Origin of the sequence: Pseudomonas peradeniyensis, from assembly GCF_014268935.2 — a bacterium.
In the GTDB taxonomy this organism is placed as follows: Bacteria; Pseudomonadota; Gammaproteobacteria; order Pseudomonadales; family Pseudomonadaceae; genus Aquipseudomonas; species Aquipseudomonas peradeniyensis.
This window is the reverse complement of sequence record NZ_JABWRJ020000001.1, coordinates 648,836-674,044: the sequence shown is the minus strand read 5'-3', so window position 1 is coordinate 674,044 and position 25,209 is coordinate 648,836. Positions and strand designations below refer to the sequence as shown.

Here is a 25,209-nt window from a genome sequence, read left to right as displayed (position 1 = left end):
GGGTACGCATAAGCCCATAGGACGCCCACGTGAGCAGCGGCAGTGACCGAAACCGCTGTCGCACTTCCATAAATCTTTGTCGGTACAGCCGATTCGGCTGCAAAAAGAAACTTTACAGCCGAATCCGGCAGCCCACGCGCAGGCAAACGACACAAAAAACCTGTCTATCTCGCGCATTCTGAGCCCGACCCATGAGTCACCGACGGACCTACACGCGCTAATCGCCCTACTACCAATAACAACACCCAGGGACCCAAGACCATGCCCTCCATGCGAAAACGCCTCGGCGTGCTGCTGTTCTCGTTGTGCGCCACCACCCTCACTCAGGCCAAGGAGTGGACCGAGATCCGCTTCGGCGTGTTCCCCGAATACCCACCGTTCGAATCCGTCGCCGCCGATGGCAGCCTGCAAGGCTTCGACATCGACCTGGGCAATGCCATCTGCGCCAAGCTGCAGGTCAAGTGCACCTGGGTGCACAACGAATTCGACGGCATGATCCCCGCCCTGCGCGCCCGCAAGTTCGACGCCATCATGTCGTCGATGGCCGTCACCCCGGCCCGCCTGAAGCAGATCGACTTCAGCAACCGCCTGTTCCTCAGCCCCACCTCGGTGATCGTGCGCAAGTCGGCCGACTTCGGCGACAGCGCCGAATCGCTCAAGGGCAAGCAGGTCGGCGTGCTCCAGGGCTCGCTGCAGGAGGCCTACGCCCGCGCCGTGCTGGCGCCGCTGGGCGCGCAGGTCAAGGCCTACCAGGGCCAGGACCAGAACTACGCCGACCTGCTCAACGGCCGCCTCGACGCCACCGTCACCGACAAGCTCGAAGCCCAGCTGAACTTCCTCTCCAAGCCCGAGGGTGCCGATTTCAGGAGCGGCCCGGCGATCAAGGACCCGACCCTGCCGCTGGACATCGCCATGGGCCTGCGCAAGACCGACCCCGAGCTCAAGGCCCTGCTCGACAAGGGCATCGCCATGATCCACGCCGACGGCACCTATGCCGAGATCCAGAAGAAGTACGTCGGCGACCTGGACATCTACAACGAGTGACCCGGCGGGCCGCCCGCCTCCCTGTGGGAGCGGGCTGGCCCCGCGATAGCCTCCCCGCGAGATCCCCCCATGCACGACTTCCTCACAAGCGGCCTGCAAGGCTTCGGCCCGCTGCTGGCCCAAGGCACCTGGATGACCGTCAAGCTGGCCCTGCTGTCGCTGGCGCTGAGCCTCGCGCTCGGCCTGATCGGCGCCAGCGCCAAGCTGTCGCGATCCCGACTGCTGCGCCTGCCGGCCACCCTCTACACCACGCTGATCCGCAGCGTCCCGGACCTGGTGCTGATCCTGCTGATCTTCTACAGCATGCAGATCTGGCTCAACGACCTGACCGAGGCGCTGGGCTGGGACTATGTCGAGATCGATCCGTTCGGCGCCGGGGTCATCACCCTGGGCTTCATCTATGGCGCGTATTTCACCGAAAACTTTCGCGGCGCCATCCTCAGCGTGCCCGTCGGCCAACTGGAGGCCGCCACCGCCTACGGCCTGAGTCGGGCACAGCGGTTTCGGCTGGTGCTGTTCCCGCAACTGATGCGCTTCGCCCTGCCGGGGCTGGGCAACAACTGGCTGGTGCTGCTCAAGTCCACCGCGCTGGTGTCGATCATCGGCCTGGCCGACCTGGTCAAGGCCGCGCAGAACGCCGGCAAGAGCACCAACGACGTGTTGTTCTTCCTGTGCCTGGCGGGCCTGGTGTACCTGGCCATCACCACCCTGTCCAACCGCCTGCTCAAGCACCTCGAGCGGCGCTACAACATCGGCATCAAGGAGCTGGCGCGATGATCGAACTCCTTCAGGAATACGGCCTGGCCTACCTCTACCACGACGGCAGCGGCCTGTCGGGCCTGGCCATGACCCTCTGGCTGTTCCTGGCCAGCATGGTGCTGGGCTTCGCCCTGTCGCTGCCGCTGGCCCTGGCACGCACCTCGCGCCACGCCTGGCTGCGCCTGCCGGTGCAGCTGTACACCTTCGTGTTCCGCGGCACGCCGCTCTATATCCAGCTGCTGATCTGCTACACCGGGCTCTACGGCCTGCAGGTGGTGCGCGAGCATGCCTTGCTCGACCAGTTTTTCCGCAACGCGCTCAACTGCACCCTGCTGGCGTTCGTGCTCAACACCTGCGCCTACACCGTGGAAATCTTCGCCGGGGCCATCCGCAACCTGCCCGCCGGCGAACTGGAAGCGGCCCAGGCCTACGGCCTGCGCGGCTGGAGGCTCAACCTGTTCCTGGTATTGCCAGCGGCCTTGCGCCGCTCGCTGCCGGCCTACAGCAACGAGCTGATCCTGATGCTGCACGCCACCTCGCTGGCCTTCACCGCCACCGTCGCCGACATCCTCAAGGTGGCCCGCGACGCCAACGCCGCGACCTTCCTGACCTTCCAGGCCTTCGGCGTGGCCGCCCTGCTGTACATGCTGCTGTCCTTCGCCCTGGTCGGCCTGTTCCGCCTGGCCGAACGTCGCTGGATGCGCTTCCTTGACCCTGCCCGAGGCTGAACCCATGACCGCTACCGCACTGCCACTCACCACCTTCGAACAGGCCCCCAAGGCGCACGCCCATACCGGCGCCACCAAGCTCAGCGTCGAGGGGCTGCACAAGCATTACGGCGAGCACCAGGTGCTCAAGGGTGTCTCGCTGCAGGCGCGCAAGGGCGACGTGATCAGCCTGATCGGCGCCAGCGGCTCGGGCAAGAGCACCTTCCTGCGCTGCATCAATTTCCTCGAAAAGCCCAACGCCGGCAGCATCACCCTCGACGGCCAGACCCTCGACCTGAGCAAGGGCACCCCGCCAGCGGCCCAGCTGCAGAACCTGCGCACGCGCCTGGCCATGGTGTTCCAGCACTTCAACCTGTGGAGCCACCTGACGGTACTGGAGAACATCTGCCTGGCGCCGCGCAAGGTGCTGGGCATCAGCGCCGGCGAAGCCGAGGCGCGGGCACGCAAGTACCTGGACAAGGTCGGCCTGCCGGCCCGCGCCGCCGACCAGTACCCGGCGTTTCTCTCCGGTGGCCAGCAACAGCGCGTGGCCATCGCCCGGGCGCTGGCGATGGAGCCGGAAATCATCCTGTTCGACGAGCCCACCTCGGCGCTGGACCCCGAGTTGGTCGGCGAAGTGCTCAAGGTGATACAGACGCTCGCCGAGGAAGGACGTACCATGCTCATGGTCACCCATGAAATGGGGTTCGCCCGCCAGGTGTCGAGCCAGGTGCTGTTCCTGCACCAGGGCCTGGTCGAGGAAAGCGGCAGCGCCGAGATCCTCGACCGGCCACAAAGCGAGCGCCTGCGGCAGTTCCTCTCCAATCGTCTGAAGTGAAGTCACGCCGCATATGGATACCAAGGCCATCACCCCCGCCGCCGCACCGCTGGATCGCATCGACGAAGCGATCATCGACGTGCTGCGACACCAAGGAAGGATCACCTACGAAAAGCTCTCCACCCTCGTGCACCTGACCCCCAGGCCCTGCCTGGAACGGGTGCGCAAGCTGGAGCGGCGCGGGGTGATCCGCGGTTACGGGGCCATCATCGACCTGCAGCAGGTCTCCCCCGGGTTGTCGTTGCTGGTGCTGGTGGCGTTGTCCAACCAGAGCGGGCGCTCGGCGCAACGAGCCTTCGAAGCCACCGTGCGCGCCTGCCCGCAGGTCTACGAGTGCCAGCTGATCAGCGGGCACTTCGACTACAGCCTGCGCATGCGCTGCCGCGACATGGAGCATTACCGGGTGCTGACCGAGACCTGGATGAATAACGACGAGCTGCATATCGACAAGCTGGTGGCGCATCCGGAGCTGGCGGCGGTGAAGAGCACGGCGCCGCAGGCGTGAACAGGCTCTACCCCTGCAGGAATGGGTTTGTCCGCTCCTGCAGGGGCAAGCTCAGCACCACTGCTGCGGCTGCCGGTAGTCCGCCACCCACTGCGCCACCGCCTCCACCGGCATCGGCCGGGCGATGCCGTAACCCTGGGCCAGCTCGCAGCCCAGCCCCATCAGCACCCGCCCGTGCTCGACAGTCTCCACCCCTTCGGCGATCACTTCGCGCCCGAACGCCCGCGCCAGGCCGATTACCGCGCCGGTCAGGGCCAGGTCGTCATGATCATGAAGGATGTCGCGCACGAAGGACTTGTCGATCTTGATGGTCTGCGCCGGCAGGCGCTTGAGGTAGCTCAACGAGGAATAGCCGGTACCGAAGTCGTCCAGGGAAAAACGTACGCCCAGGGCTCGGCAGGCATCCAGGCAACGGCCAACCCGCGGCAGGTTGTCGATCGCCACCGACTCGACGATTTCAAGGTCCAGACGCCCCGGTGACACCCCGGGATGACGCGCCAGCAGGCGCTCAAGGCGCTGGGCAAAGTCGCCGCGTTGCAGCTGGCGAGCGGCGATGTTGACGCTCAGTGACCAGTCACGCCCTGACAGCTGCCACTGCTGCAACTGGGTCAAGGCCTGGTCGATGACCCACTCGCCCAGCTCGACGATCAGGTCGGTCTGCTCCACGAAAGGCAGGAACTCCCCCGGCGGTACCGGCCCCTTGGACGGATGCATCCAGCGCAACAAGGCTTCGAAACCAATCACCTGGCCGCTGCGCATGTTCACCTTGGGCTGGTAGTGCAGGCACAGCTCGCCCTGGCGCATGGCCTGGCGCACCCGCGCCACGGTCTGGTGGGTGGCCTTGAGCTCGAGCTCCTGGGACACGTCGAACAGGTGGTAGCGGTTGCGTCCGCGCTGCTTGGCCACGTACATGGCCTGGTCGGCGTGGCGCACCAGGGTGTCGGCATCCTCGTCATCCTGCGGGAACAGGGTCACGCCGATGCTCGCGCTCAGGCTCAGCGGGTGATCGCGCACCACATAGGGTGCGGCCAGCGCCTGGAGGATGCGCTGCAACGCGGCATGCAACTGCTGCGGACCTTCGATATGGCGCAGGATCAGCACGAACTCGTCGCCCGACAGCCGCGCCACTGCATCGCCGCCGCGCAGGATGTTCTGCAGGCGCTGGGCGACTTCCACCAACAGCAGGTCGCCGGTGGCATGGCCGTAGCCGTCGTTGACCGCCTTGAAGCCATCGAGGTCGAGCATGCACACCGCCAACGGAATACTCTCCCGGCGGGAGAACGCCAAGGCCTGGTTGAGCAGGTCGGACAGGTAGGCGCGGTTCGGCAGGCCGGTCAGCACGTCGTGCCCCACGCGCCACTGCAGGGTGTGCAGCAACTGGCGCTTCTCGGTGACGTCGAAACGGATCGACACGTACTTGCGCACCTGGCCGGTGTGCGGGTCGATCAGCGGTACCATGGTGCTGTCCACCCAGTACAGCGAGCCGTCCTTGGCGCGGTTGCAGATCTCGCCCTTCCACACCCGGCCGGCGGCCAGCGCGCGCCACATCTCGAGGAAAAAGGTCGGCTCGTGCAACCCGGAATTGAGGATGCGGTGGTTGGCCCCCAGCAGTTCCTCGCGGCTGTAGCCGGAGATGCTGCAGAACTGCTGGTTGACGTAGGTGATGTGACCGCGCAGGTCGGTCTCGGAAAAAATCGCGGCCGCATCGACGGCCGCGCGGTAGTTATCGTCCATAAGCCTCGCAACCTAGCGGTTGAAGCGCTCCACCAGGGCACGCAACCCGGCGCACACTTGCTCCAGTTCCGCGCCGCGAATGGCGGCGGCATTGGCATGGCGGGCGCTTTGCTGCACCGTGCCGGCCACGCCGTTGATCTGCCGCGAGACATCCTCGGCCACGCTGGACTGCTCCTGCGAGGCCGCAGCCATCTGCTGGCTCATGTCGCTGATGCGCTGCACCGCATGCTGGATGCCCTGCAGGGCCTCCTGGGTCAGGGCGACCTGGGTCACGCCCTGCTGTGCGCCTTCTATACCCTGGCTGGCGATGCTCACCGCCTGCTCGGCACCGCCGCGCAGGCTGTCGATAATCGACTGGATATGCAGGGTCGACTGGCGGGTCTTGTCGGCCAGGGCGCGCACCTCGTCGGCGACCACCGCGAAGCCGCGCCCCTGCTCGCCGGCGCGGGCCGCTTCGATGGCGGCGTTGAGCGCCAGCAGGTTGGTCTGCTCGGCGATGGCGCGGATCATTCCGGCTGCCTCGGCAATGGCACCGGTCTGACCGGCCAGGTCGTTGACCGCCTGGTTGATCTGCCCGACCGTGCCGGCCAGGCTCTGGATCGCAGCGCCGGTGGCGTCAGCCACCTGACTGCCCTGACCGGCCAGCAGGTGCGCGGTGTGCGCCTGCTCGGCTGTCAGTTGCACGTGGCCGGCGACCTCGCCGATGGAAGCGGCCATCTCGGTCATGGCGGTGGCGGTGAGGTCAGTCTCGGCACGCTGTTCGAGCAGCGCCGACTCGGTACTGCGCGACAACCGCCCGGCATCCTGGGCGGCGCCGGCCATCTGCACGGCGAGGTCGCTCAGACGGGTGAGCGCGGTCTTCAGACGCGCCTCCTCACTGACCAGGATCAGTTCCAGCTGCCCGGCGGCACCGGGCAGGTCGCTATAGGTCAAGGCCGCGACCGGGTCGCTGAAGGTGTTGTCCGCGACCTGAACGATGCGCCGCAAGTGGCGCCCCATGCGGCTCTGCGCCCACAGGCCGACGCCGGCGAACAGCGCCAGGGTCAGGCCTTGGGCGGGCAGGTCCGGCAATACCTGACCGGCGCCAATGGCCACGGCTCCCGCCAGCAGCGGCAGCGCCATGGCCCGCCCCAGCAGGGCCAAGCGCCGGGCCGGCGACAGCGCCGCCTTGCCTTCACGCAACCGGGCGTACAGGGCCTCGGCGCGGGCCACCTGCTCGCGGGTCGGGCGCACGCGCACCGACTCGTAGCCGACCACCTGGCCGTTGTCGAGCATCGGCGTGACGTAGGCGTTGACCCAATAGAAGTTGCCGTTGCGACAGCGGTTCTTGACGATGCCCATCCAGCTGCGGCCAGCCTTGAGGTACTGCCACATCAGCTCGAACACCGCCTCGGGCATGTCCGGGTGACGCACCAGGTTGTGCGGGCTGCCGATCAGCTCGTCCTGGCTGTAGCCGCTGATGGCGGCAAACTCGGCGTTGCAGTAGGTGATCAGGCTGGCCGTGTCGGTCGCCGAAATCAGCCGCTGGTGCTCGGGAAAGCTTTGCTCGACCGGATTGACCGGCAGGTTCTGACGCACGATGAGACTCCGTTCATACACGGTCCGACGCACGGCCTGACAGGAGGCCAGGGGCGCCGGAACCGTTCATCCTGGATCAGTTCCAATGTCCGACAACGCTTGCACACGGGCCGGCAAATGGCCGGATCGCCCTGGACGACGACTTGAATGACTGATCAATCAAAGCGGCGAATTCTACGAATTCCATCACATTTTGCAAATAAAGGTGACGAATCATGGCGTTGCGCCATATCGACATATATCGTTAAGTGCTTGATTCTAAATGGGAATTGAGCGATGACGAGAACAGGTCTAGGTCCAGCCCTGCGCCGCTACCGCAAACTGGCGGGCCTCACTCAGGCGCAACTGGGCGAGCGAACCGGCTTCGACCCCAAGACCATCAGCCGTTTCGAAACCGGTACCTACACCCCCAGCATCGAGTCATTGGTGAGCTTCGCCGAGGCCCTGGGAGTCAAGCCGAAAGTCTTTTTCAGTGACCCCGACGACGAAGACGAGCAGCGCGCCTACCTCTTCGGCGTGATCCACAACGCCCCTCCCAAGGACCTCGGCAAGCTGATCGCCGCCGTCGATCAGGTGCTGGCCAAGTCGTGAAATTCTCCGCGCAGTACTAACCCAGAGGCCTCCTGATCGCACTGGTAGCAAGGCCGAAATCGCCCTTTTGATCTGGATTGTGCCCGGGTCGGTGGTCACCATGCCCCCAGAACACTCAGGCATATGCCTGCGCCCACAAACCCTCCCGTGACCAAAACCAATAGCAAGAGCCCAACGTCCAGTCTTTCAAGCGTGCTTGCAGCACCCCTTTCAGTTCGCACGGACTCCCAGCGCTCTTGCGCTTGAGGTCCTCTCGGATGTCCACGACGGTCTCTGAACAAAATAAAACCAGAATTCAAATCGTCTTTCATGATACCTCCAAGATAGAAAACTCATGCCCCTGCCAACAACAACGCCCACTCGTTAAAAACGAAAAAGCGAGGCAATCTCAGATTTTTCAAGCCAGCTCTTCGCGTTCTTCCTGACCTGTCAACTCAGTGTGGGCACTATTCCCCTCAGAGACGAACACCGCGACCAGAACAAGTCCAAACAGCGCAAAACCACTCAACAAGTACAAACCACTGTCGAAACTGCCCGACCAATCTTTGGCCATACCTACCATGCCTGGCCCGAGGAACCCGCCTAAATTTCCGACTGAATTGATCAATGCAATACTTGCCGCCGCGCCAACCCCACTCACTGTTGAGCCTGAAAGTGCCCAGAAGGGCCCCTTGCAACCCATGATGCCAATCGTACCGATGCTCATAGCCAAAACACTCAAACTGATATTCTCGAACAGCGCAGCCCCACTCAACCCCCCCGCAATCATCAAGAAAGCCGTGCTTAAAAAGACCTTGCGCTTGAGCGCCTTGTCAGAAACCACACCCATGACAATCATACCTGCACATCCCGCCAGGTATGGAATCGCTGAAATATACCCCACCGCCATACCTTCAAATCCATGCTGCTTTATTATCTGAGGCAGAAACATGGACAACCCAAGATTCGATGCCGTCGCACAAAAATAAACAAGACACAAGATAAGAACCCGTGGATCACAAAACACCTGCCAGACAGAGGCCTTACACGTTGACTGCCTAGATTGCACCACCTCATCCAACGCCAGCTCCCGCTTGATCCAAGCCTTCTCGGAGGCGGTCAACCATTTCGCGGAACCCGGCGAGTCAGGTAAATACCGGAGCACCACAGGTACCAGCAACACACCGGGCAACCCCTCGATAATGAATAACCACTGCCACCCCTGCAAACCCAACAAACCGTCCAGTTCAAGTAGCAATGTGGAAAGCGGCGCACCGAGCGCCAAGGCAACCGGGATGGAAAGCATGAACAGTGAAATGATTCTGGCGCGGTAACGAGATGGAAACCAAAGCGTAAGGTACAGAATCACTGCTGGAAAGAACCCTGCCTCGGCGACGCCCAGGAGAAAGCGCAACAGCAGAAAGCTGCCAGTCCCCTGAACAAAGGCCATGCACATCGAAATGGCGCCCCAGGTAAACAGGATTCTCGCAATCCAGCGACGCGCACCGAACTTCACCATCAGCAGATTGCTCGGAACCTCGAACAAGCAATATCCAACGAAAAACAATCCCGCGCCCCAGCCATAAACAGACGCACTCAAACCAATGTCCGCATTCATGCTAAGCGCAGCGAATCCAATATTGACGCGATCCAGATAGGACACGATGTACAGGCAAATCAACAGCGGCAAAATCCCCAGCGCCGCTTTATGCACGATCTGCTGCTCCACATTTTTAACCATGGCGGCATTTCCTCGTTCTTATTTTTATACACACGCATGAACATCATGACTCGAAACAAACTTGAGCGTCCCTCACGCATAAGACTGCCACGCGCTTAACCAAGAGAAAAACCATAAAAAGTCAGTCTATTCATGCAAAAAAAACATGAATGATGCTCGACTTTACCTTTGCGGACCGTCATAAAAACGGCTACCCTGCGGGACGATATATCATTGCATTTACAATCTGAGCGCGCGCGAGGTAGTTGTTATGCATCCCAGGAAGCATATCCCATCGATGACCGCGCTCCTGGCGTTCGAGACCTCCGCGCGCCTGGGCAGCTTTACCCGGGCAGGCGATGAACTTTGTCTCTCACAAAGTGCCGTGAGTCGCCAAGTACAGTCGTTGGAGGAGATCCTCGGGGTAGAGCTGTTTGAGCGAATTGGCAGACATATCGTGCTGACAGCGATCGGGCAGCGTTATCTCATGGAGGTCAGTACTGCCATCACGCTTGTTCGTAATGCAAGCATGCAAGCGATGTCGTACGGGAGCAGTGAATGCTCCCTGCACCTGGCCGTTCTGCCCACCTTCGGTAGCAAATGGCTGTTGCCACGGCTATGTGATTTCTATAAGCAGCACCCTGATATATTTGTACATCTGCATACACGCGTCGGCGCCATAGACTTCGCCAACATCAGCTTCGATGCTGTCATTTGTGTGGGTGAAGGGACATGGGAGGGTTTTTCCGCTTACAAATTGATGGATGAAGAACTGGTACCCGTCGTCAGCGCACACACGGCCACCCTCTATCAAAGTGCAGAAGACCTTCGGCATGCTCTGCTGCTTCGACTTGTCAGCAGGCCCGGCTTATGGCTTGAATGGTTGAAATACCAGGGCGTAATGCCCGACAGCTTTCGCCTGGGTCCACACTTCGAACTGACCGCGCATCTGGTCCAGGCGGTATCTGCTGGAATAGGCATCGGCCTGCTGCCGAAGTTTCTGATCCGAGATGAACTTGAGAATGGTACGTTACAAATCCCGTTCGAGTCCCGCTACCTGACCCACTGCGGCTACTACCTGTTGATCCCGCCACATAAATCGGAAAACAGGGCAGTGACCGTTTTTTGCCAGTGGCTTATGCAACAAGCCGACTCAACATGCTGAAGCGAACCAGCACCCAGCCTGAAACGCAAAGCGAAAATCCCCCGGCAAGCTGATCGCAGCCGTCGATCAGGTGCTTTGCAAGCCGTGAAATCCCCCTGCGCACCACGCTAGAGCAGACGCATTGTCACTGCGCCTCAACTGGTCAGACCGGTAAGGCCGAAATCGCTTGCAAAGTGAAAAAAATCGGCGTTTTATGGCTCGGCAGTGAACAAACCGGTAAGACCACAATAATTAAGTCCTGCGCTCTTTCGCTCCGTGTGGCTTGGGGGGCAAGGACACCGACCAGAGACTCCTCCCATGCTCAAATGGTGTTCGCGTTCGATCTTCCTCCAGGTTGTGCTCGGCCTTGCCCTCGGCATTGTCTGCGGCCTGAGCTTCCCCGACCTGTCCCTGCAACTCAAACCCCTGGGCGACGGCTTCATCAAGCTGATCAAGATGCTCATCGGCCTGATCGTGTTCTGCGTGGTGGTCAGCGGCATTTCCGGTGCCGGTGACCTGAAGAAAGTCGGGCGCATCGGCCTCAAGTCGGTGATCTACTTCGAAGTGCTGACCACCCTGGCCCTGGTGATCGGCCTGGTGTTCGCCTTCTCCACCGGCATCGGCAGCGGCGCCAACATCCACCTCGACCAGCTGTCCAGCGCCGACGCCGGCGCCCTGGCCGAGCGCGGCGCGCACATCCACAACACCACCACCTTCCTGATGGACCTGATCCCCACCTCGGTGGTCGGCGCCTTCGCCGACAACAACATCCTCCAGGTGCTGCTGTTCTCGGTGTTGTTCGGCAGCGCGCTGAACCTGGTGGGTGAGTCGGCCTCGGGCATCTCACGGCTGATCAACGAACTCAGCCACGTGATCTTCCGCATCATGGGCATGATCGTGCGCCTGGCCCCAATCGGCGTGTTCGGCGCCATCGCCTTCACCACCAGCAAGTACGGCCTGAGCTCGCTGCAGCACCTGGGCGGCCTGGTGGCGCTGTTCTACCTGACCTGCGCCGGCTTCGTGCTGATCATCCTCGGCACGGTGATGCGCCTGTCGGGCCTGAGGCTGCTGCCGCTCATCAAGTACCTGCGCGAGGAGCTGTCCATCGTCCTCGGCACCGCCTCCTCCGACGCCGTGCTGCCCCAGGTGATGCGCAAGCTCGAACACCTCGGCATCGGCAGCTCCACCGTCGGCCTGGTGATCCCCACCGGCTATTCGTTCAACCTCGATGGTTTCTCCATCTACCTGACCCTGGCCATCGTGTTCATCGCCAACGCCACCGGCACGCCGCTGGCGATGACCGACCTGCTGACCATTCTTCTGGTGTCGCTGGTGACTTCCAAGGGTGCCCACGGCATCCCAGGCTCGGCCCTGGTCATCCTCGCCGCCACCCTCACCGCCGTACCGGCGATTCCGGTGGTGGGCTTGGTGCTGGTGCTGGCCGTGGACTGGTTCATGGGCATCGGCCGGGCGCTGACCAACCTGATCGGCAACTGCGTCGCCACCGTGGCCATCGCCCGCTGGGAGAAGGACATCGACCTGGAGCGCGCCCATAACGTGCTGGCCAACAAGCCTGGCTTCGCCCCGATCACCCGTAAGCAGGGCCAACCTCATCAACAGGAATTCTAAGCCCAAGGCCGCCGGCGCCCAGCGCCGGCCGGCCAAGCGCAAAGATGCCGCGTCAACCAAGGAGCGAACCGTGATCAGCTCTTCGACCGTAGTCAATTCAGTGGTGGAGAAACTCCGCCAGGCCCTGGCCCGCGGCCAGTGGCGCAGCGGCGACATGCTGCCCGGCCAGCGCGAGCTGGCCGAACAACTGGGGATCAGCCGGCCAAGCCTGCGCGAGGCGGTGATCGTCCTGGAAACCCTGGGCCTGGTGCGCTCGATGCCCGGCAAGGGCGTACTGGTGCTGGATGCCGACGCCGCCCAGGCGCAGGAAGCGGATACCATCGCCGAGGCCAGCCTGGCCGACGTGCTCGAGCTGCGCTACACCCTCGAGCCCTTCATCGCCGGGCTGGTGGCGCAATCGGCCGGCAGCCAGGACATCGGCCAGCTGCGCCTGACCCTGATGGACATGCGCGAAGCCCTCGAGGCCGGTGACAGCGAGGCTGGCATCAACGCCTATATCGCCTTCCACGAGGCGCTGTTCGCCCTGACCACCAATCCGATCTTCCAGAGCGTGGTGCAGCAGACCGGCAATGCCCTCAAGCAGAGCGCCGCCATGCTGCGCAACTCGCCCGAGCACCTGGCCGCGCGCCTGAGCGAGAACGAGGCGGTGGTGCGCGCCATCCGCGAGCGCAACAGCGCCAAGGCCAGCCAGCAGATGCGCCAGCATATCCTTGCCGAGGGCCAGCGCATGGGCATCGCCCTGAACATCCCGGACGACCAACCTGGCACCTGAACAAAGAAGGAGAGCGACCATGACCGCCTGCGCCCCAGCCGCCCCCCGCCTGCCTGCCCTGCTCGGTGCCGGCGAGACCCGCCTGTCGGCGGAGCAGATCTACCCCCGGCTGTTCGACGCCATCCTCGAACAGCGCCTGCCGCCCGGCAGCGCCCTGCCCGAGCAGGCGCTGGGCAATGCCTTCGGCGTCAGCCGCACGGTGATCCGCCGGGTGCTCGGGCGCCTGTCCGACCAGCAGGTGGTGGTGCAGCGCCCCAGCCATACCGCGCACCTGGCCGCGCCCGACCCCGAGCAGGCGCGCCAGGTGCTCAGCGCCCGGCGCCTGGCCGAGACCACCCTGATCGGCCTGGCCACCCAGCGCGCCCGACCGGCGCAGATCCGCCAACTGCGCCAGCTGGTCGAGCGCGAGCGCCAGCACCATGAGCGCGGCGAACGCTGCACGGCGATCCGCCTGGGCGGTGAATTCCATATGAAACTGGCGCAGATGGCCGCCAACGCACCGCTGGCGCGCTTTCTCAACGGCCTGGTGCCGATGACCTCGTTGATCATCGCCCGCTACGAGTCACCGTGCTGCGAGCACTGCGCCTGGCAGGAACACGCGGCGATCATTGATGCGGTAGAAAGCGGCGACGGCCAGGCCGCGCTGAGTCTGATGCACGAGCACCTGGATCGCCTGGAAGGCAAGCTGGAACTGGACGGACCCAAGGGAAACCGTGCCGGATGATCAGGCGGCGGGATCCGGGCGAGACTCCAGGGCATCCCGACATCTCGTCGGGCTTGTCCAGCCGAAGGTGCCATGAACACAACTGCAACCCTTGCCCGATCAGTCAGCCATTCACCCGATCGCATTCCCACGGCCCCGCCGGAGGCAGCGCCCGCGCCAAGACCAAGCCCGGCGGGTGGCGAACTCAGCGCGGCAATGCCGCTGGACACGCTGGCCAGTGACGAGTCGTATGTACTGTTCGACGAACACGGGCGAGTCCTGTGTGCCGAGCAGCAAGGATCCTGGGGCTGGGCCTACCTGGGCGACTTCGACACCTATAACTCGGATGTGCTCTACATCGCCGTATCGGCCGCAGGCCATGGGCGCCTAGCCACGCTGGATATCTCGGCGAACGATCGACCCTGGAGCCTTTACGCCAATGGCCCCATCGGCAGGGAGCCTTGGCTGTTCGCCTCCGGCCAAAACTGGCCAGGCTATCCGCGCATCAACCTGTGCCCCGTCAGCAACGGCAACAACGCCCACCAATTCACCCTGCAGGTCGAAATCGACGGTGAGCGCAAAGCCTTCAAGGCCGGCAGCAGCACCTGGGACTGGCTGTACCTGGCAAGCCTCGGAAAGGAACCCACGCGCTTCTCCCTGCATCGTTACCATATCACCGGCCAACGCCTGTTCGACCTCATCAGGACGACCTGGCCGACCGTTGCCGCCGACGCGCTCTGTGAAGCCGACAGCGCCTACCAGGCCATCTCGTCACACCACGCCAGGCAGATCTGGCAGGACGCGGGCCTTGGCCGCTGCCGCTGGCGCAGCGAAAGCTTCGACTGCGACGACTTCGCCTTCGTCTACAAGGGCCAGGCCTCGCTCGACGCCTACCACGGCAATGCAACCTACCCCTACGCCGTGGGCTGGATCGCGGGTGCGTGCGGCGACCAAGCGCACGCGGTGAACCTGTTCCTGGACCTGGATGGCCATCTCAAGACCCTGGAGCCGCAAACCGGCGAGATCAGGCTGGCGCAAGATTGGTCCTATGCGCCGTACCAGATACTGATCTGAGACCTGTCACGTTCCACCTGCTGCATCGACTGAGCTGAACGCCACCGAGTCGACGCCAGGCAGGATCAACACTTCGTCCCCCAACGACCATTCCGCCACCCGCGCCGCCAGGGCGGCGGGCACACCCGGCGAACCGCCTGGGCCAGGTGGCACGTCGTAGGTGGCATGGGCGTCGTGCGCCAGCAACACCTCGAAACCCCGTTGCAGCGCGGTGCGCGCGGTGGCGGCCAGGCACATTTCAGAGAGCAGGCCACACAGGGCCAGGCACTGGACACCCAGCTCATCCAGCAAGGCCTGCAGCCCGGTCTCGACAAAGCCGTCGTCCTCAGTCTTGAACAGCACGTGCTCGCCCCGGCCCGCCGGGAAGTACAACTGCCAGCCGGCCGTGTGCGGGGCGTCCGGACTATCGGGCGCGCCGTCGTTCTGCAGGAAGATCACCGGCACGCCGGCCTGCCGTGCCCGCGCCAGCAGGCGGGCGATGCTTGCCTGCAGGACGAGGTGACCGGGGACGGCTTCGGCTCCTTCCATGAATGCGCATTGCACGTCCACCAGCAACAGGGCCTCGGCCCGGGGGATCGGTTCAGCGGGCATGCGGCGCTCCATGGCGAGAGATGAGAGGCCGAGCATAGCGCAGCCCCAAGGCGCGCCGTACCATGACCGCCGATTCATCACAGTGCCTTGGAGGCCAACATGAAACACGCTATCGCGCCGGTGGGCGCGGAACATTTCGATCGGCTGGCCGATCTGTGGGAAGCCTCGGTACGGGCGACCCATGACTTTCTTCCCGATGGCTATATCGAGCGTCTGCGGCCGCTGGTGCGCGAGCAGTACCTGGGGTTTGTCGAACTGCGCGCCTGGCACGACAGCGACGGCCATATCCAGGGGTTTGCCGGAGTCCATGGCGGCAAGCTGGAAATGCTCTTCATCGACCCCGCCTGTCGCGGCCAGGGCATCGGCAAGACACTGCTGGCCGCTGTGGTCGAGGAATTGGGCGTGCGTGAAGTGGACGTCAATGAACAGAACCCGCAAGCGGTGGGGTTCTACCTGAAACAGGGGTTCGTCCAGGTCGGCCGTTCCGAGGTGGATGGCCAGGGCGATCCGTATCCATTGCTGCACTTGAAGCTGGAGGGGTGAGCATGTCATTCACGCCTGCAAAGGGGGCCGCTTTGCGGCCCATCGCGGGACGAGCCCGCTCCTACAGGTATTGTGCAGTACCTGTAGGAGCGGGCTTGCCCCGCGATGAGGCCGTCAAGACAAACCTATACTTCGGATAACCACCCAGCCTCTCACCAAGGGGGCAATCCGCGTGAAATCAATCCTCGTGATGTTTGCGCTGTGCCTCCTGCTGGCCCTCGCCGGCTGCGCCGGCAAACGCCCCCCGGCGCCGCCGCCACCGCAAAACCTGCCCCCCGCCGTCTGGCAACGCATCGACCAGGACATCATCGAGGCCTCGGTCGGTGCCGCAGGCTCGGCCAACGACTATGCCCGGCGCTCCATGCGCGTGTGGAAGGAACAGGTGCAGCAACGCACCGAGAACGACTTCATCCCCTGGTTCACCGGCTACTGGACTCAACAATGGCTCACGCTCAAGGTGGCCTGGTACACGATGAACAGCGGCAACGGCAACGAGCCGCCGGAAAAGCGCCTGGGCCTGTACCTGCAGGAGCAATACCGCGAACGGGTGATCGACCCGGTGGCCGAGCAGATCAACCCCGAGGGCATCCGCGACCGCGCCAGCGAGCTGTACCTGCAACTGCTTGGCCAGCAACTGCCGGCGATCATCCAGCGTTACAACGCGCCGCCCGAGCAGTTCAGCCAGCGCCTGAACCGCATCCCGATCATCGCCCTGGGGCCGCCGGAGGCGCGAAACGCCTCGCTCTACCAACTGCTGCGGGCCAAGTCGCTGGACCAGCAACCGGCCTGGCAGTCGCTGCGCCAGCACCTGCACCAGCAGGCCGCCAAGGGGCCCGGGCAGACAGAGGCGGGGCTGTCGTCGGTAGCCACCCAGGCCAGCGAAAAACTCGGCGCCACCCTGGCCCCACGCGGCGCCGCCAGCGCGATCGCGGCGGCGGTGGGCAAGGCGGCGGGGGCGTTGATCTCGGTGGCGGCAACCGGCTACGGCATCATCACCCATGACCGCGAGCAGCCGCAGATGGTCGAGCAACTGCGGGTGATCCTCAATGTGGCGCTGAACCAGGAATGGCAAGAGCTGATGGAGAACCGCCAGAGCGGGGCCATGGCCGGGGTGTACTACCTGTCGGGGCAGGTGGAGGACAGTTTGCTGGGCTATCGAGCGCCGTGACCTGAGGCCAACACGGTCCCTGTAGGAGCGGCCTTGCGTCGCGATAGGGCTGCGGAGCAGCCCCGGCGATCTATGTACAAATGCTGAAATCCAGGGGCTGCTTCGCAGCCCTATCGCGACGCAAGGCCGCTCCTACAAAAGAACTCAGGCCGGTGCCATTGCCGAGGTCGGCAAGCCAAAGATCCGGTCGAACGCCCAGTTGTAAAGGAACGTGTAGCACGGCACCAGGATGATGAACGCCAGGTCCACCAACAATGCCTCCAGCAGGGTCATGTCCAGCCACCAGGCGATCAGCGGGATCAGGTACACCACCAGGGTCAGCTGGAAGCCGATGGCATGCGCCACCCGCCGGCCCAGGCTGCGGCCGCGCTTGGCCTGGCGGCTCTCCCAGCGCTCGAACAAGGTGTTGTAGATGAGGTTCCAGAGCATGGCGATGGTGGTGATCATCACCGCCAGGGGACCGGTGTGCGAGGCCTGGGTGTCGGACAGGTAGGCCAGCCCCAGGGTCGACATGCACAGGCCGATCAGTTCATAGAAGGTCACGTAGACCAGTTTGCGTTTGAGTCCTTGCACAAAGTTACCTTGCTGCGGGTATGACGAAGGCGCGCAGGATGCATCAACGCACTTGACAGAAAAAGTCAGCAGCTTTCAGATTTACTGAAAGGAGACTGCCATGAACTTTTCCAGCGACACCATCCTGCTGTTTCTCGCCGTGCTCGACCGCGGCTCGTTTTCCGCCGCCGCGCGGGCGCTAGGGCGTGTGCCCTCGGCGGTGAGCATGGCCATCGGCAACCTCGAGGCGGAGCTCGGCTACCCGTTGTTCGAACGCGGCTCGCGCGAGGCGCGCCCGACCGCCCAGGCCCAGGCCCTGGAACCCCATGCCCGGCTGATCGCCGAACAGCTCGGGCTGCTGGAGGTGCACGCGCTGGAGCTGTCGCGCGGGCTGGAAAGCAGCCTGGCCATCGCCGTGGTCCCGGACATCGACCAGCGCCCGTTGCTCGACGCCATCACCCGCCTTGGCGAGCGCTACCCGCTGCTGGACATCGAACTGCTCGCCGCGCCCCAGGAGGAGGCCCTGCAGTTGCTCGACAGCGGTCGCGCCGGCCTGTGCCTGGCCTTCGCCGGGTTGCAGGTGGACCCGCGGCGCAGCTTCCAGCACATTGCCATCGAATCGCTGGTGGCCACGCTGTCGCCGCAGCACCCCGCCCTGCGTGAAGGGCGCATCCGTCACCTTGAAGATTTGGTCAACCTGCGCCAGATCCTGGTGCGCAGCCGCGACCTGCCGCTGTCCGACCCGCGCTCGCTGATCGGCACCTCGCACTGGCGCACCGACAGCCTGGACCTCGCCGTGCAGATGGTCGAAGCGGGCCTGGGCTGGGGCGATTTGCCCCTGTCGCGGGTCGCGCCGCTGATTGACGCCGGGCGCCTGGTGCGCCTGGAATTCCATAACACCCGCAACGAACTGCAACTGCCGGTGAATGCCTTCTGGCTCAAGCAGCAACCCCTCGGCCAGGCGGCGAGGGCCTTGGTGAGCCTGTTGGCTTCGAAATGATTTGTCACCCTGTTAGGGCAATTGCGCCAAGCACTGCGACATTTAGTCTTTCAACATTTTTCAGATTCGGCCGATAGCGTTGCAACAGGCTCCGCCATTCGTGCCACAAGCACGCGGCGCCCTCCTTTCACTGGCTCAAGGTCTCGAAACATGAACCTGAAATTCCGCCACAAGATCCTGCTCAGTGCCTGCGCCGTCGTCGTACTGGCCTTTGCGCTGTTCACCCTCTACAACGACTACCTGCAACGCAACACCATCCGCCAGAACATCGAGTCCTCGGTGCGCCAGGCCGGCGCACAGACCGCCAGCAGCGTGCAGAACTGGATGAGCGGACGCATCTTGGTGCTGGAGAACCTGGCCCAGGACATCGCCCAGCAAGGTGCCGGCAACAACGTGCCGGGCCTGGTCGACCAGCCGTCGTACACCAGCAACTTCCAGTTCACCTATTTCGGCCAGAACACCGGCCTGTTCACCCAGCGCCCCGACGCCAAGATGCCTGATGGCTACGACCCGCGTCAGCGCCCCTGGTACACCCAGGCCGTGGCCGCCAACCAGACCATGCTGACCCCGCCCTACATGGCGGCGGTAGGTGGCCTGGTGGTGACCATCGCCATGCCGGTCAAGGCCAAGGGCAGCGGCGAGCTGATCGGTGTGGTCGGCGGTGACCTGAGCCTGAACACCCTGGTCGACATCATCAACGCCGTCGACTTCGGCGGCATCGGCCATGCCTTCCTGGTCGACCGCAATGGCCAGGTAATCGTCAGCCCGGACAAGGACCGGGTGATGAAGAACCTCAAGGACATCTACCCGGGCTCGCCGCTGCGCGTGGAAACCGGCATCCAGGAAGTGAGCCTGGATGGCAAGGAGCGCATCATCTCCTTCGCCCCGGTCGACGGCCTGCCTTCGGCACAGTGGTACATCGGTCTGTCGATCGACAAAGAAAAGGCCTACGCCCCGCTGAGCCAGTTCCGCACCTCGGCCATCATCGCCATGCTCATTGCCGTGGCCGTCATCGCTGGCCTGCTGGGCCTGCTGATCCCGGTGCTGATGAGCCCGCTGACCACCATGGGCCGCGCCATGCAGGACATCGCCGAAGGCGAAGGCGACCTGACCCGCCGCCTGGTCGTGCAGCAGAAGGACGAATTCGGCGAGCTGGCCACCTCGTTCAACCGCTTCGTCGAGCGTATCCACGCCTCGATCAGCGAAGTGTCGTCGGCCACCCGCCTGGTGCATGACCTGTCGGAAAAAGTCGTGGGCGCCTCCAACGCGTCGCTTTCCGGCTCCGAAGAGCAGAGCATGCGCACCAACAGCGTCGCCGCCGCCATCAACGAATTGGGCGCCGCCACCCAGGAGATCGCCCGCAACGCCGCCGATGCCTCGCAACACGCCAGTGGCGCCAGCGAGCAGGCCAACGGTGGCCGCCAGGTGGTCGAAGAGGCCATCAGCGCCATGACCGCCCTGTCTGAGCGCATCAGCGAATCCTGCGAGCAGATCGAGACCCTCAACGCCAGCACCGACGAGATCGGCAAGATCCTCGACGTGATCAAGGGCATCTCCCAGCAGACCAACCTGCTGGCGCTCAACGCCGCCATCGAGGCCGCCCGTGCCGGTGAGGCCGGTCGTGGCTTCGCCGTGGTCGCCGACGAAGTGCGCAACCTGGCCCACCGCACCCAGGAGTCGGCCGAAGAGATCCACCGCATGATCACCAGCCTGCAGGTCGGCTCGCGCGAGGCGGTGCACACCATGAACACCAGCCAGGTCTCCAGCGAAGAGACCGTGCAGGTGGCCAACGAGGCCGGCGAGCGCCTGGCCAGCGTCACCCAGCGCATCGGCGAGATCGACGGCATGAACCAGTCGGTGGCCACCGCCACCGAAGAGCAGACCGCCGTGGTCGAGAGCCTGAACCTGGACATCACCCAGATCAACGCGCTGAACCAGCAAGGGGTGGAGAACCTCAACGAAACCCTGCGCCACTGCGACGCCCTGAGCCAGCAGGCCGGGCGCCTGAAGCAACTGGTGGGCAGCTTCCGCATCTGACCTGCCGCCCGCTCCCGCACGCGCTGCGGGGGCGGGCTTGCCTCAGGCCACCGCCACCTTAGCCCCCCTGCCCCGCCGCAACCACCCCACCAGCACCGCCGCCATCAGCACGAATCCCAGGTAGCCGAACAGCGGATACACCTGCCCGACCAGGCTGATGAACCCCACCAGGCTGCAGACGAACCCTACCCCTCCGGCCGCCACCGCTCCCCAGCGGAACTTCGCCGTGCCCGCCGGCAACAGCCGCGACAGGAACGAGAACAGCGTCCCCACCGCCGTGTTGACGATCATCCCGAAGATGATCAGGCACATCACCAGCCCCAGTAGCGGCGACACTTCGCCGGCGATCGACAGCATCGGCATCGGCAGCGCGGCCACGCTGTCCAGGCGCGACAGCAGGCCCGCGCTCATCACCAGCATCAACCCGCCGAGCGCCGCGCCACCCAGTAGGCCGCCGACCACGGCGACCCGCCCGTTGCGCGCCGCCCCGCCGAGGATCGCCAGGATCGGCGCCCCGGCAACGATGTTGTAGGAGACATACAGGAACGCCCCGAGCAACCAGTGATGGGTGCCCGCCTCCTGCTGGCTGGCCACCTGGTCGAGCGCCGCGAAACTCAGGCTGCGGGTGCACACCGCGTACAACGCGATGGCCGAGGCCACCAGGATCAGCAACGGGGTGATCGCGCCGATGGCCACCATCACCTTCTGCACATCCAGGCAGACGATGGCCACCCCCAGTACGGTGACCAGCACACTGCCGGCCAGCGCCGGGATGCCGAACTGCTGTTCGAGCAGCGCGCCGCCACCGGCGAGCATGACCACGGTCACGCCGAACATGAAGAAGGTGATGAGCCAGTCGACCAGCACGCCCAGATGGCGACCGCAGATGGCCTGGATCACCGCCTTGTGCGAGGTGGCCTTCAGGCGGTTGCCCAGCCCCGCCAGGGCCATGCCGAGGAACGTGAACAACGCGGCGCTGACCAGCGCGCCGACCAGGCCCCAGACGCCGAAATCGACGAAGAACAACAGCAGTTCCCGCCCGGACGCGAAGCCCGCCCCCACGATCACGCCGACGAATGCGCCGGCGATCTTCAGCTGCTCTTGCATGTGCACCTCTGGTTTTTATTGTTGTATCTCTTTGAGGGCCCTATCGCCGGCAAGCCGGCTCCCACAGGGGGCAGACCAACCTTGTGGGAGCCGGTTTGCCGGCGATGGGCCGCAGCGCGGCCCCGACTTCGATCAATCCTGACCGACGTAGGCCTGCACCTCGATCTCCACATCCACCCCCAGCGCCAGTGCCGAGGCCACCGTCGAACGCACCGGCAGCGCCGCACCGAAGAATTCCTTGTAGACCTCGTTGAAACCGGCGAAATGGCTCATGTCCGACAGCCACACGGTGCACTTCACCACCTGGTCGAAGCGCGCGCCGCACGCCGCCAGGCTCTCGGCGATACGCTCACAGGCCGCCCGGGTCTGCGTCTGGATATCGCCACGCACCACCTCGCCGCCCGGGCTCATCGGCACCTGCCCGGACAGGAACAGGAAACCCCCGGCCTTCACTGCGCGGGAGAAGGGAAACGGCAGGCTGCTGGGGAAACGCTGGATTTCATTGCTCATGGGACTCTCCATTCAGGGTTGGATGAAACGGGCCGGGGACAGCCGTGCTGGCTCAACCCCCTGGCTGACAAGGCTCGCGCACAGCGGCAGGCCCAGCAACAGGTCGGCCGCCAGGCGCGAGGCCCCGGCGGCGGACTGGATACCATAGCCGCCCTGGGCCGCCAGCCAGAAGAACGCGGGGGAAACCGGGTCAAAGCCGATCACCAGGTCGCCATCGGCGACGAACGAGCGCAGCCCCGCCCAGCTGTGGCTGGGACGGCGGATCTCGAGGGTGGTCATCGCCTCGATGTTGTAGATGCCCAGCGCCAGGTCCAGCTCTTCGGGCGCGGCGTCCTGGGGCTCGACCGGGTCGGCGTTGGCGGGTGAGCCCAGCAGCTGGCCGGCGTCGGGCTTGAAGTAGAAGCTCTCGTCGACACCGATCACCGCCGGCCAGCGGGCGAAGTCGTGCTGCGCAGGGCCGGGGAAGGTGAACGCGCTGCGCCGGCACGGCTGCAGGCCGACCTTGCCGACCCCGCACTGCCCGGCCACCCGATCGGCCCAGGCGCCGGCGGCATTGACCAGCAGCCGCGCCCGCAGGCGGCTGCCGTCGGCCAGCTCGACATGCCACAGGTCATCCCGATAGTACGCCTGCACCAGCTCGGCATTGCAGCGCACCTCGCCACCGGCCTGGCGCAGGCCGCGCAGGAAGCCCTGGTGCAGGGCGTGCACATCGAGGTCCATCGCCCCGGTCTCGTGCACGGCGCCGGCCAGCAGCTCGCCACGCAGGCTCGGCACCAATTCGAGCGCCGCAGCGCTGTCGAGCAGGCTGACGGCGGTGCCGTTGGCCAGGTTCTGGGCGTAGGTGCTTTCCAGCAGATCGTGCTGCTCATGGCTGGCGACATACAGGCAGCCACGGGGTTCGAGCAGCGGATGTTCGCAGAAGCCTGCGGGCGGCTGCTCGTAGAACGCCCGGCTGGCGCGGGTCAGGGCCTGGATCTGCGGGGTGCCGTAGGCCTCCATGAACATCGCCGCCGAACGCCCGGTGGCGTGATAGCCCGGCTGCGCCTCGCGCTCGAGCAGCAGCACCTGGCGCTGGCCGGCCAGGCGGTAACCCAGGGAGGCGCCGGCGATGCCGGCACCGATGATCAGAATGTCGTGGACCTGTCCCATGCACGCTCCTGCGGCGCTAATTATCATTTGTGAGAATTCTAATATATGAGAATTTAGGAATGCGCAAGGCGCCAAGGTAAGATGCCCGACCAAAGTACAGCCCGAGAGCCCCGATGCCCGACGTCCCCTCCACCCGCCCCCCGCTCGACCGCAGTGAAGTCGGCGCGCGCCTGCGCCAGGTGCGCAAGGCCAGGCAGATGACGCTCAAGCAGCTGTCGGCGCTCAGCGGCGTGCCGCTGTCCACGCTGTCGAAAATGGAGCTGGCGCAGGTCTCGGTGAGTTACGAAAAACTGGCCGCCGCCGCCCGCGCCCTGAACCTGGACATCGCCCAGCTGTTCCGCGCCAGCGGGCCGGTGGGCGCGCCGCAGCCGGCCACCGTGGTGGTCGATTCGCTGGCAACGGTGGCGGGCTATTCCACCGGCACCTACGACTACTACCCGATTGCCGGCGCCTTCCCCGAACGGCGCATGACCCCGGCCTATGCCCGCATCATCGCCCGTGAACGCGGCCAGTTCGACGATTTCATCCGCCACCCCGGCCAGGAATTCGCCATGGTCATCAGCGGGCGCGTGCGCATCGAGTTCGAGACCGGCGAGGCGGTCAGCATCGGCCCGCGGGAGACGGCGTATTTCGACAGCCAGGTGGGGCATATCTACCTGTCGGAGAGCGAGGATGGCGGCGATGCGCAGGTGGTGGTGGTGATGACTGATCGGTGAAGCTCTTGGCCCCAGGGGTTACTCATCTCCCTGTAGGAGCGGCCTTGTGTCGCGAAAGGGCCGCAAAGCGGCCCCGGCGATTTTTGCTTAAACGCTGAAATCCGGGGCCGCTGCGCAGCCCTTTCGCGACGCAAGGCCGCTCCTACACAAGGCCAGTGGACTCCCGCACCAGTTATAACCTAATAACGAACAAGTCTATTTGGCTATAAAAAAATCTATATGCTGGCATCCATCCGATCACGGGCAAGCTGGGCGTCGAGTAGCGTATGGATGTAGGTTCTTTCGGTTTCACCATTGCGGGCCTGGTTGTGGGCTTCATCGTCGGCATGACCGGCGTCGGCGGCGGTTCGCTGATGACCCCGATCCTGCTGTGGTTCGGCATCAACCCGGCCACCGCCGTGGGCACCGACCTGCTCTACGCCGCCATCACCAAGGCCAGTGGCGTCTGGGTGCATGGCCGCAACAAGAACATCGACTGGAAGATCACCGGCTGGCTGAGCCTGGGCAGCGTCCCCGCTGCCGCGCTGACCCTGTGGTTCCTCAGCACCCTGCATGCCGACACCTCCGCGCTCAACGCCATCATCAAACAAGGCCTGGCGGTGGTGCTGATCCTCACCGCCCTGGCAATCCTGTTCAAATCGCGCCTGCAGGCCTTCGCCAGCAAGCATGCCGGCGATCACTACCACCTCAGCGACCGCACCCTGAACATCCTCACCGTGATCACCGGCGTGGTGCTGGGCGTGATGGTTACCCTCACCTCCATCGGCGCCGGCGCGCTGGGCACGGTGGCGCTGTTCCTGCTGTATCCGTTCCTGGTCACCCGCCGCCTGGTCGGCACCGAGATCGCCCACGCCGTGCCACTGACCCTGGTGGCTGGCCTGGGTCATGCCGGCATGGGCAACATGGACTGGTCGCTCTTGGGCTACCTGCTGCTGGGTTCGCTGCCGGGGATCTACCTGGGCAGCCACCTGACCGGGCGCATCTCCGACCGCGTGCTGCGGCCTTGCCTGGCGACCATGCTGTTGCTGATTGGCTACAAGTTGGCGTTCTGAGCCATCC

Annotated in this window: 25 protein-coding genes and 2 pseudogenes; 18 read left to right on the top strand and 9 right to left on the bottom strand. The window is 64.5% G+C overall.

Annotated features, from left to right (window positions below; all coding sequences use genetic code 11):
• Positions 1-261: 261 nt before the first annotated feature.
• From HU751_RS03060 to HU751_RS03040, 5 genes are all read left to right on the top strand, one after another.
• Positions 262-1,044: an ABC transporter substrate-binding protein gene (locus HU751_RS03060; protein ID WP_084941448.1), complete on the top strand. Its 783-nt coding sequence runs from the start codon at positions 262-264 to the stop codon at positions 1,042-1,044.
• Positions 1,045-1,113: 69 nt separating this feature from the next.
• Positions 1,114-1,821, top strand: a complete 708-nt coding sequence (locus HU751_RS03055; protein ID WP_186733396.1) for an ABC transporter permease — start codon at positions 1,114-1,116, stop codon at positions 1,819-1,821.
• Positions 1,818-2,531, top strand: coding sequence for an ABC transporter permease (locus HU751_RS03050; RefSeq protein ID WP_186733397.1), 714 nt, complete (start codon positions 1,818-1,820; stop codon positions 2,529-2,531). The genes HU751_RS03055 and HU751_RS03050 overlap by 4 nt, the downstream gene beginning before the upstream one ends.
• Positions 2,532-2,535: 4 nt before the next feature.
• Complete coding sequence (locus HU751_RS03045) at positions 2,536-3,348, top strand: ABC transporter ATP-binding protein (RefSeq protein ID WP_225933214.1); 813 nt, start codon at positions 2,536-2,538, stop codon at positions 3,346-3,348.
• 13 nt (positions 3,349-3,361) lie between these two features.
• Positions 3,362-3,853 carry an Lrp/AsnC family transcriptional regulator gene (locus tag HU751_RS03040; protein WP_050705041.1) on the top strand — a complete coding sequence of 164 codons (492 nt, stop codon included), beginning with the start codon at positions 3,362-3,364 and terminating at the stop codon, positions 3,851-3,853.
• 51 nt (positions 3,854-3,904) lie between these two features.
• Here the strand turns inward: HU751_RS03040 and HU751_RS03035 are convergent, their stop codons facing one another.
• The 3 genes and pseudogenes from HU751_RS03035 to HU751_RS27195 all read right to left on the bottom strand — a co-directional run.
• Positions 3,905-5,587 (bottom strand): putative bifunctional diguanylate cyclase/phosphodiesterase, encoded by a 1,683-nt coding sequence (locus tag HU751_RS03035; protein WP_186733398.1) that lies wholly within the window; start codon positions 5,585-5,587, stop codon positions 3,905-3,907.
• 12 nt (positions 5,588-5,599) lie between these two features.
• Complete coding sequence (locus HU751_RS03030) at positions 5,600-6,709, bottom strand: methyl-accepting chemotaxis protein (protein ID WP_437181042.1); 1,110 nt, start codon at positions 6,707-6,709, stop codon at positions 5,600-5,602.
• 174 nt (positions 6,710-6,883) lie between these two features.
• A pseudogene (locus tag HU751_RS27195) lies at positions 6,884-7,165 on the bottom strand (PAS domain-containing protein); the annotation flags it as partial.
• 276 nt (positions 7,166-7,441) lie between these two features.
• On the opposite strand from HU751_RS27195, the gene HU751_RS03025 reads away from it, so the two are divergent.
• Positions 7,442-7,756, top strand: coding sequence for a helix-turn-helix domain-containing protein (locus HU751_RS03025; RefSeq protein ID WP_186733400.1), 315 nt, complete (start codon positions 7,442-7,444; stop codon positions 7,754-7,756).
• A gap of 397 nt (positions 7,757-8,153) precedes the next feature.
• On the opposite strand, the gene HU751_RS03020 is transcribed toward HU751_RS03025, so the two are convergent.
• Complete coding sequence (locus HU751_RS03020) at positions 8,154-9,476, bottom strand: MFS transporter (RefSeq protein ID WP_186733401.1); 1,323 nt, start codon at positions 9,474-9,476, stop codon at positions 8,154-8,156.
• A gap of 277 nt (positions 9,477-9,753) precedes the next feature.
• Between HU751_RS03020 and HU751_RS03015 the strand changes: the two genes are divergently transcribed.
• The 5 genes from HU751_RS03015 (at position 9,754) to HU751_RS02995 (ending at position 14,777) form a co-directional block, all read left to right on the top strand.
• On the top strand, positions 9,754-10,620 hold the full coding sequence (locus HU751_RS03015) for a LysR substrate-binding domain-containing protein (RefSeq protein ID WP_225933213.1): 867 nt from the start codon (positions 9,754-9,756) through the stop codon (positions 10,618-10,620).
• A gap of 297 nt (positions 10,621-10,917) precedes the next feature.
• Positions 10,918-12,228 carry a C4-dicarboxylate transporter DctA gene (locus tag HU751_RS03010; protein WP_050705037.1) on the top strand — a complete coding sequence of 437 codons (1,311 nt, stop codon included), beginning with the start codon at positions 10,918-10,920 and terminating at the stop codon, positions 12,226-12,228.
• 70 nt (positions 12,229-12,298) lie between these two features.
• Positions 12,299-13,000 carry a FadR/GntR family transcriptional regulator gene (locus HU751_RS03005; RefSeq protein ID WP_186733403.1) on the top strand — a complete coding sequence of 234 codons (702 nt, stop codon included), beginning with the start codon at positions 12,299-12,301 and terminating at the stop codon, positions 12,998-13,000.
• A gap of 19 nt (positions 13,001-13,019) precedes the next feature.
• Entirely contained in the window at positions 13,020-13,724 is a 705-nt protein-coding gene (locus tag HU751_RS03000; RefSeq protein WP_186733404.1) for a GntR family transcriptional regulator, read from the top strand.
• 195 nt (positions 13,725-13,919) lie between these two features.
• Entirely contained in the window at positions 13,920-14,777 is an 858-nt protein-coding gene (locus tag HU751_RS02995; protein ID WP_186733405.1) for a lectin MOA-related protein, read from the top strand.
• Positions 14,778-14,783: 6 nt separating this feature from the next.
• Here the strand turns inward: HU751_RS02995 and HU751_RS02990 are convergent, their stop codons facing one another.
• On the bottom strand, positions 14,784-15,368 hold the full coding sequence (locus HU751_RS02990; RefSeq protein WP_186733406.1) for an isochorismatase family protein: 585 nt from the start codon (positions 15,366-15,368) through the stop codon (positions 14,784-14,786).
• A 99-nt stretch (positions 15,369-15,467) separates the two neighbouring features.
• Between HU751_RS02990 and HU751_RS02985 the strand changes: the two genes are divergently transcribed.
• On the top strand, positions 15,468-15,911 hold the full coding sequence (locus HU751_RS02985; protein WP_186733407.1) for a GNAT family N-acetyltransferase: 444 nt from the start codon (positions 15,468-15,470) through the stop codon (positions 15,909-15,911).
• A 190-nt stretch (positions 15,912-16,101) separates the two neighbouring features.
• Positions 16,102-17,079 carry a hypothetical protein gene (locus HU751_RS02980; RefSeq protein WP_186733482.1) on the top strand — a complete coding sequence of 326 codons (978 nt, stop codon included), beginning with the start codon at positions 16,102-16,104 and terminating at the stop codon, positions 17,077-17,079.
• 144 nt (positions 17,080-17,223) lie between these two features.
• On the opposite strand, the gene HU751_RS02975 is transcribed toward HU751_RS02980, so the two are convergent.
• On the bottom strand, positions 17,224-17,652 hold the full coding sequence (locus HU751_RS02975; protein WP_186733408.1) for a PACE efflux transporter: 429 nt from the start codon (positions 17,650-17,652) through the stop codon (positions 17,224-17,226).
• 100 nt (positions 17,653-17,752) lie between these two features.
• Between HU751_RS02975 and HU751_RS02970 the strand changes: the two genes are divergently transcribed.
• The 3 genes and pseudogenes from HU751_RS02970 (at position 17,753) to HU751_RS27185 (ending at position 20,668) form a co-directional block, all read left to right on the top strand.
• Positions 17,753-18,631, top strand: a complete 879-nt coding sequence (locus HU751_RS02970) for a LysR family transcriptional regulator (RefSeq protein WP_186733409.1) — start codon at positions 17,753-17,755, stop codon at positions 18,629-18,631.
• A 150-nt stretch (positions 18,632-18,781) separates the two neighbouring features.
• Positions 18,782-19,813 (top strand): annotated as a pseudogene (locus HU751_RS27190) (HAMP domain-containing protein); the annotation flags it as partial.
• Between the two features lie 114 nt (positions 19,814-19,927).
• Positions 19,928-20,668, top strand: coding sequence for a methyl-accepting chemotaxis protein (locus tag HU751_RS27185; protein ID WP_371263136.1), 741 nt, complete (start codon positions 19,928-19,930; stop codon positions 20,666-20,668).
• Positions 20,669-20,710: 42 nt separating this feature from the next.
• On the opposite strand, the gene HU751_RS02960 is transcribed toward HU751_RS27185, so the two are convergent.
• From HU751_RS02960 to HU751_RS02950, 3 genes are all read right to left on the bottom strand, one after another.
• Entirely contained in the window at positions 20,711-21,775 is a 1,065-nt protein-coding gene (locus HU751_RS02960) for a YkvI family membrane protein (RefSeq protein ID WP_186733411.1), read from the bottom strand.
• A gap of 132 nt (positions 21,776-21,907) precedes the next feature.
• Positions 21,908-22,285: a RidA family protein gene (locus HU751_RS02955; protein ID WP_186733412.1), complete on the bottom strand. Its 378-nt coding sequence runs from the start codon at positions 22,283-22,285 to the stop codon at positions 21,908-21,910.
• Positions 22,286-22,297: 12 nt separating this feature from the next.
• Positions 22,298-23,434: an NAD(P)/FAD-dependent oxidoreductase gene (locus tag HU751_RS02950; protein ID WP_186733413.1), complete on the bottom strand. Its 1,137-nt coding sequence runs from the start codon at positions 23,432-23,434 to the stop codon at positions 22,298-22,300.
• Between the two features lie 113 nt (positions 23,435-23,547).
• Here HU751_RS02950 and HU751_RS02945 point away from each other — a divergent pair, with 113 nt between their 5' ends.
• The gene (locus HU751_RS02945; protein WP_186733414.1) at positions 23,548-24,150 is read left to right on the top strand and encodes a helix-turn-helix domain-containing protein; all 603 of its coding nucleotides are present in this window, start codon (positions 23,548-23,550) and stop codon (positions 24,148-24,150) included.
• A gap of 266 nt (positions 24,151-24,416) precedes the next feature.
• Positions 24,417-25,202 (top strand): sulfite exporter TauE/SafE family protein, encoded by a 786-nt coding sequence (locus HU751_RS02940; protein ID WP_050705024.1) that lies wholly within the window; start codon positions 24,417-24,419, stop codon positions 25,200-25,202.
• Positions 25,203-25,209: the final 7 nt, after the last annotated feature.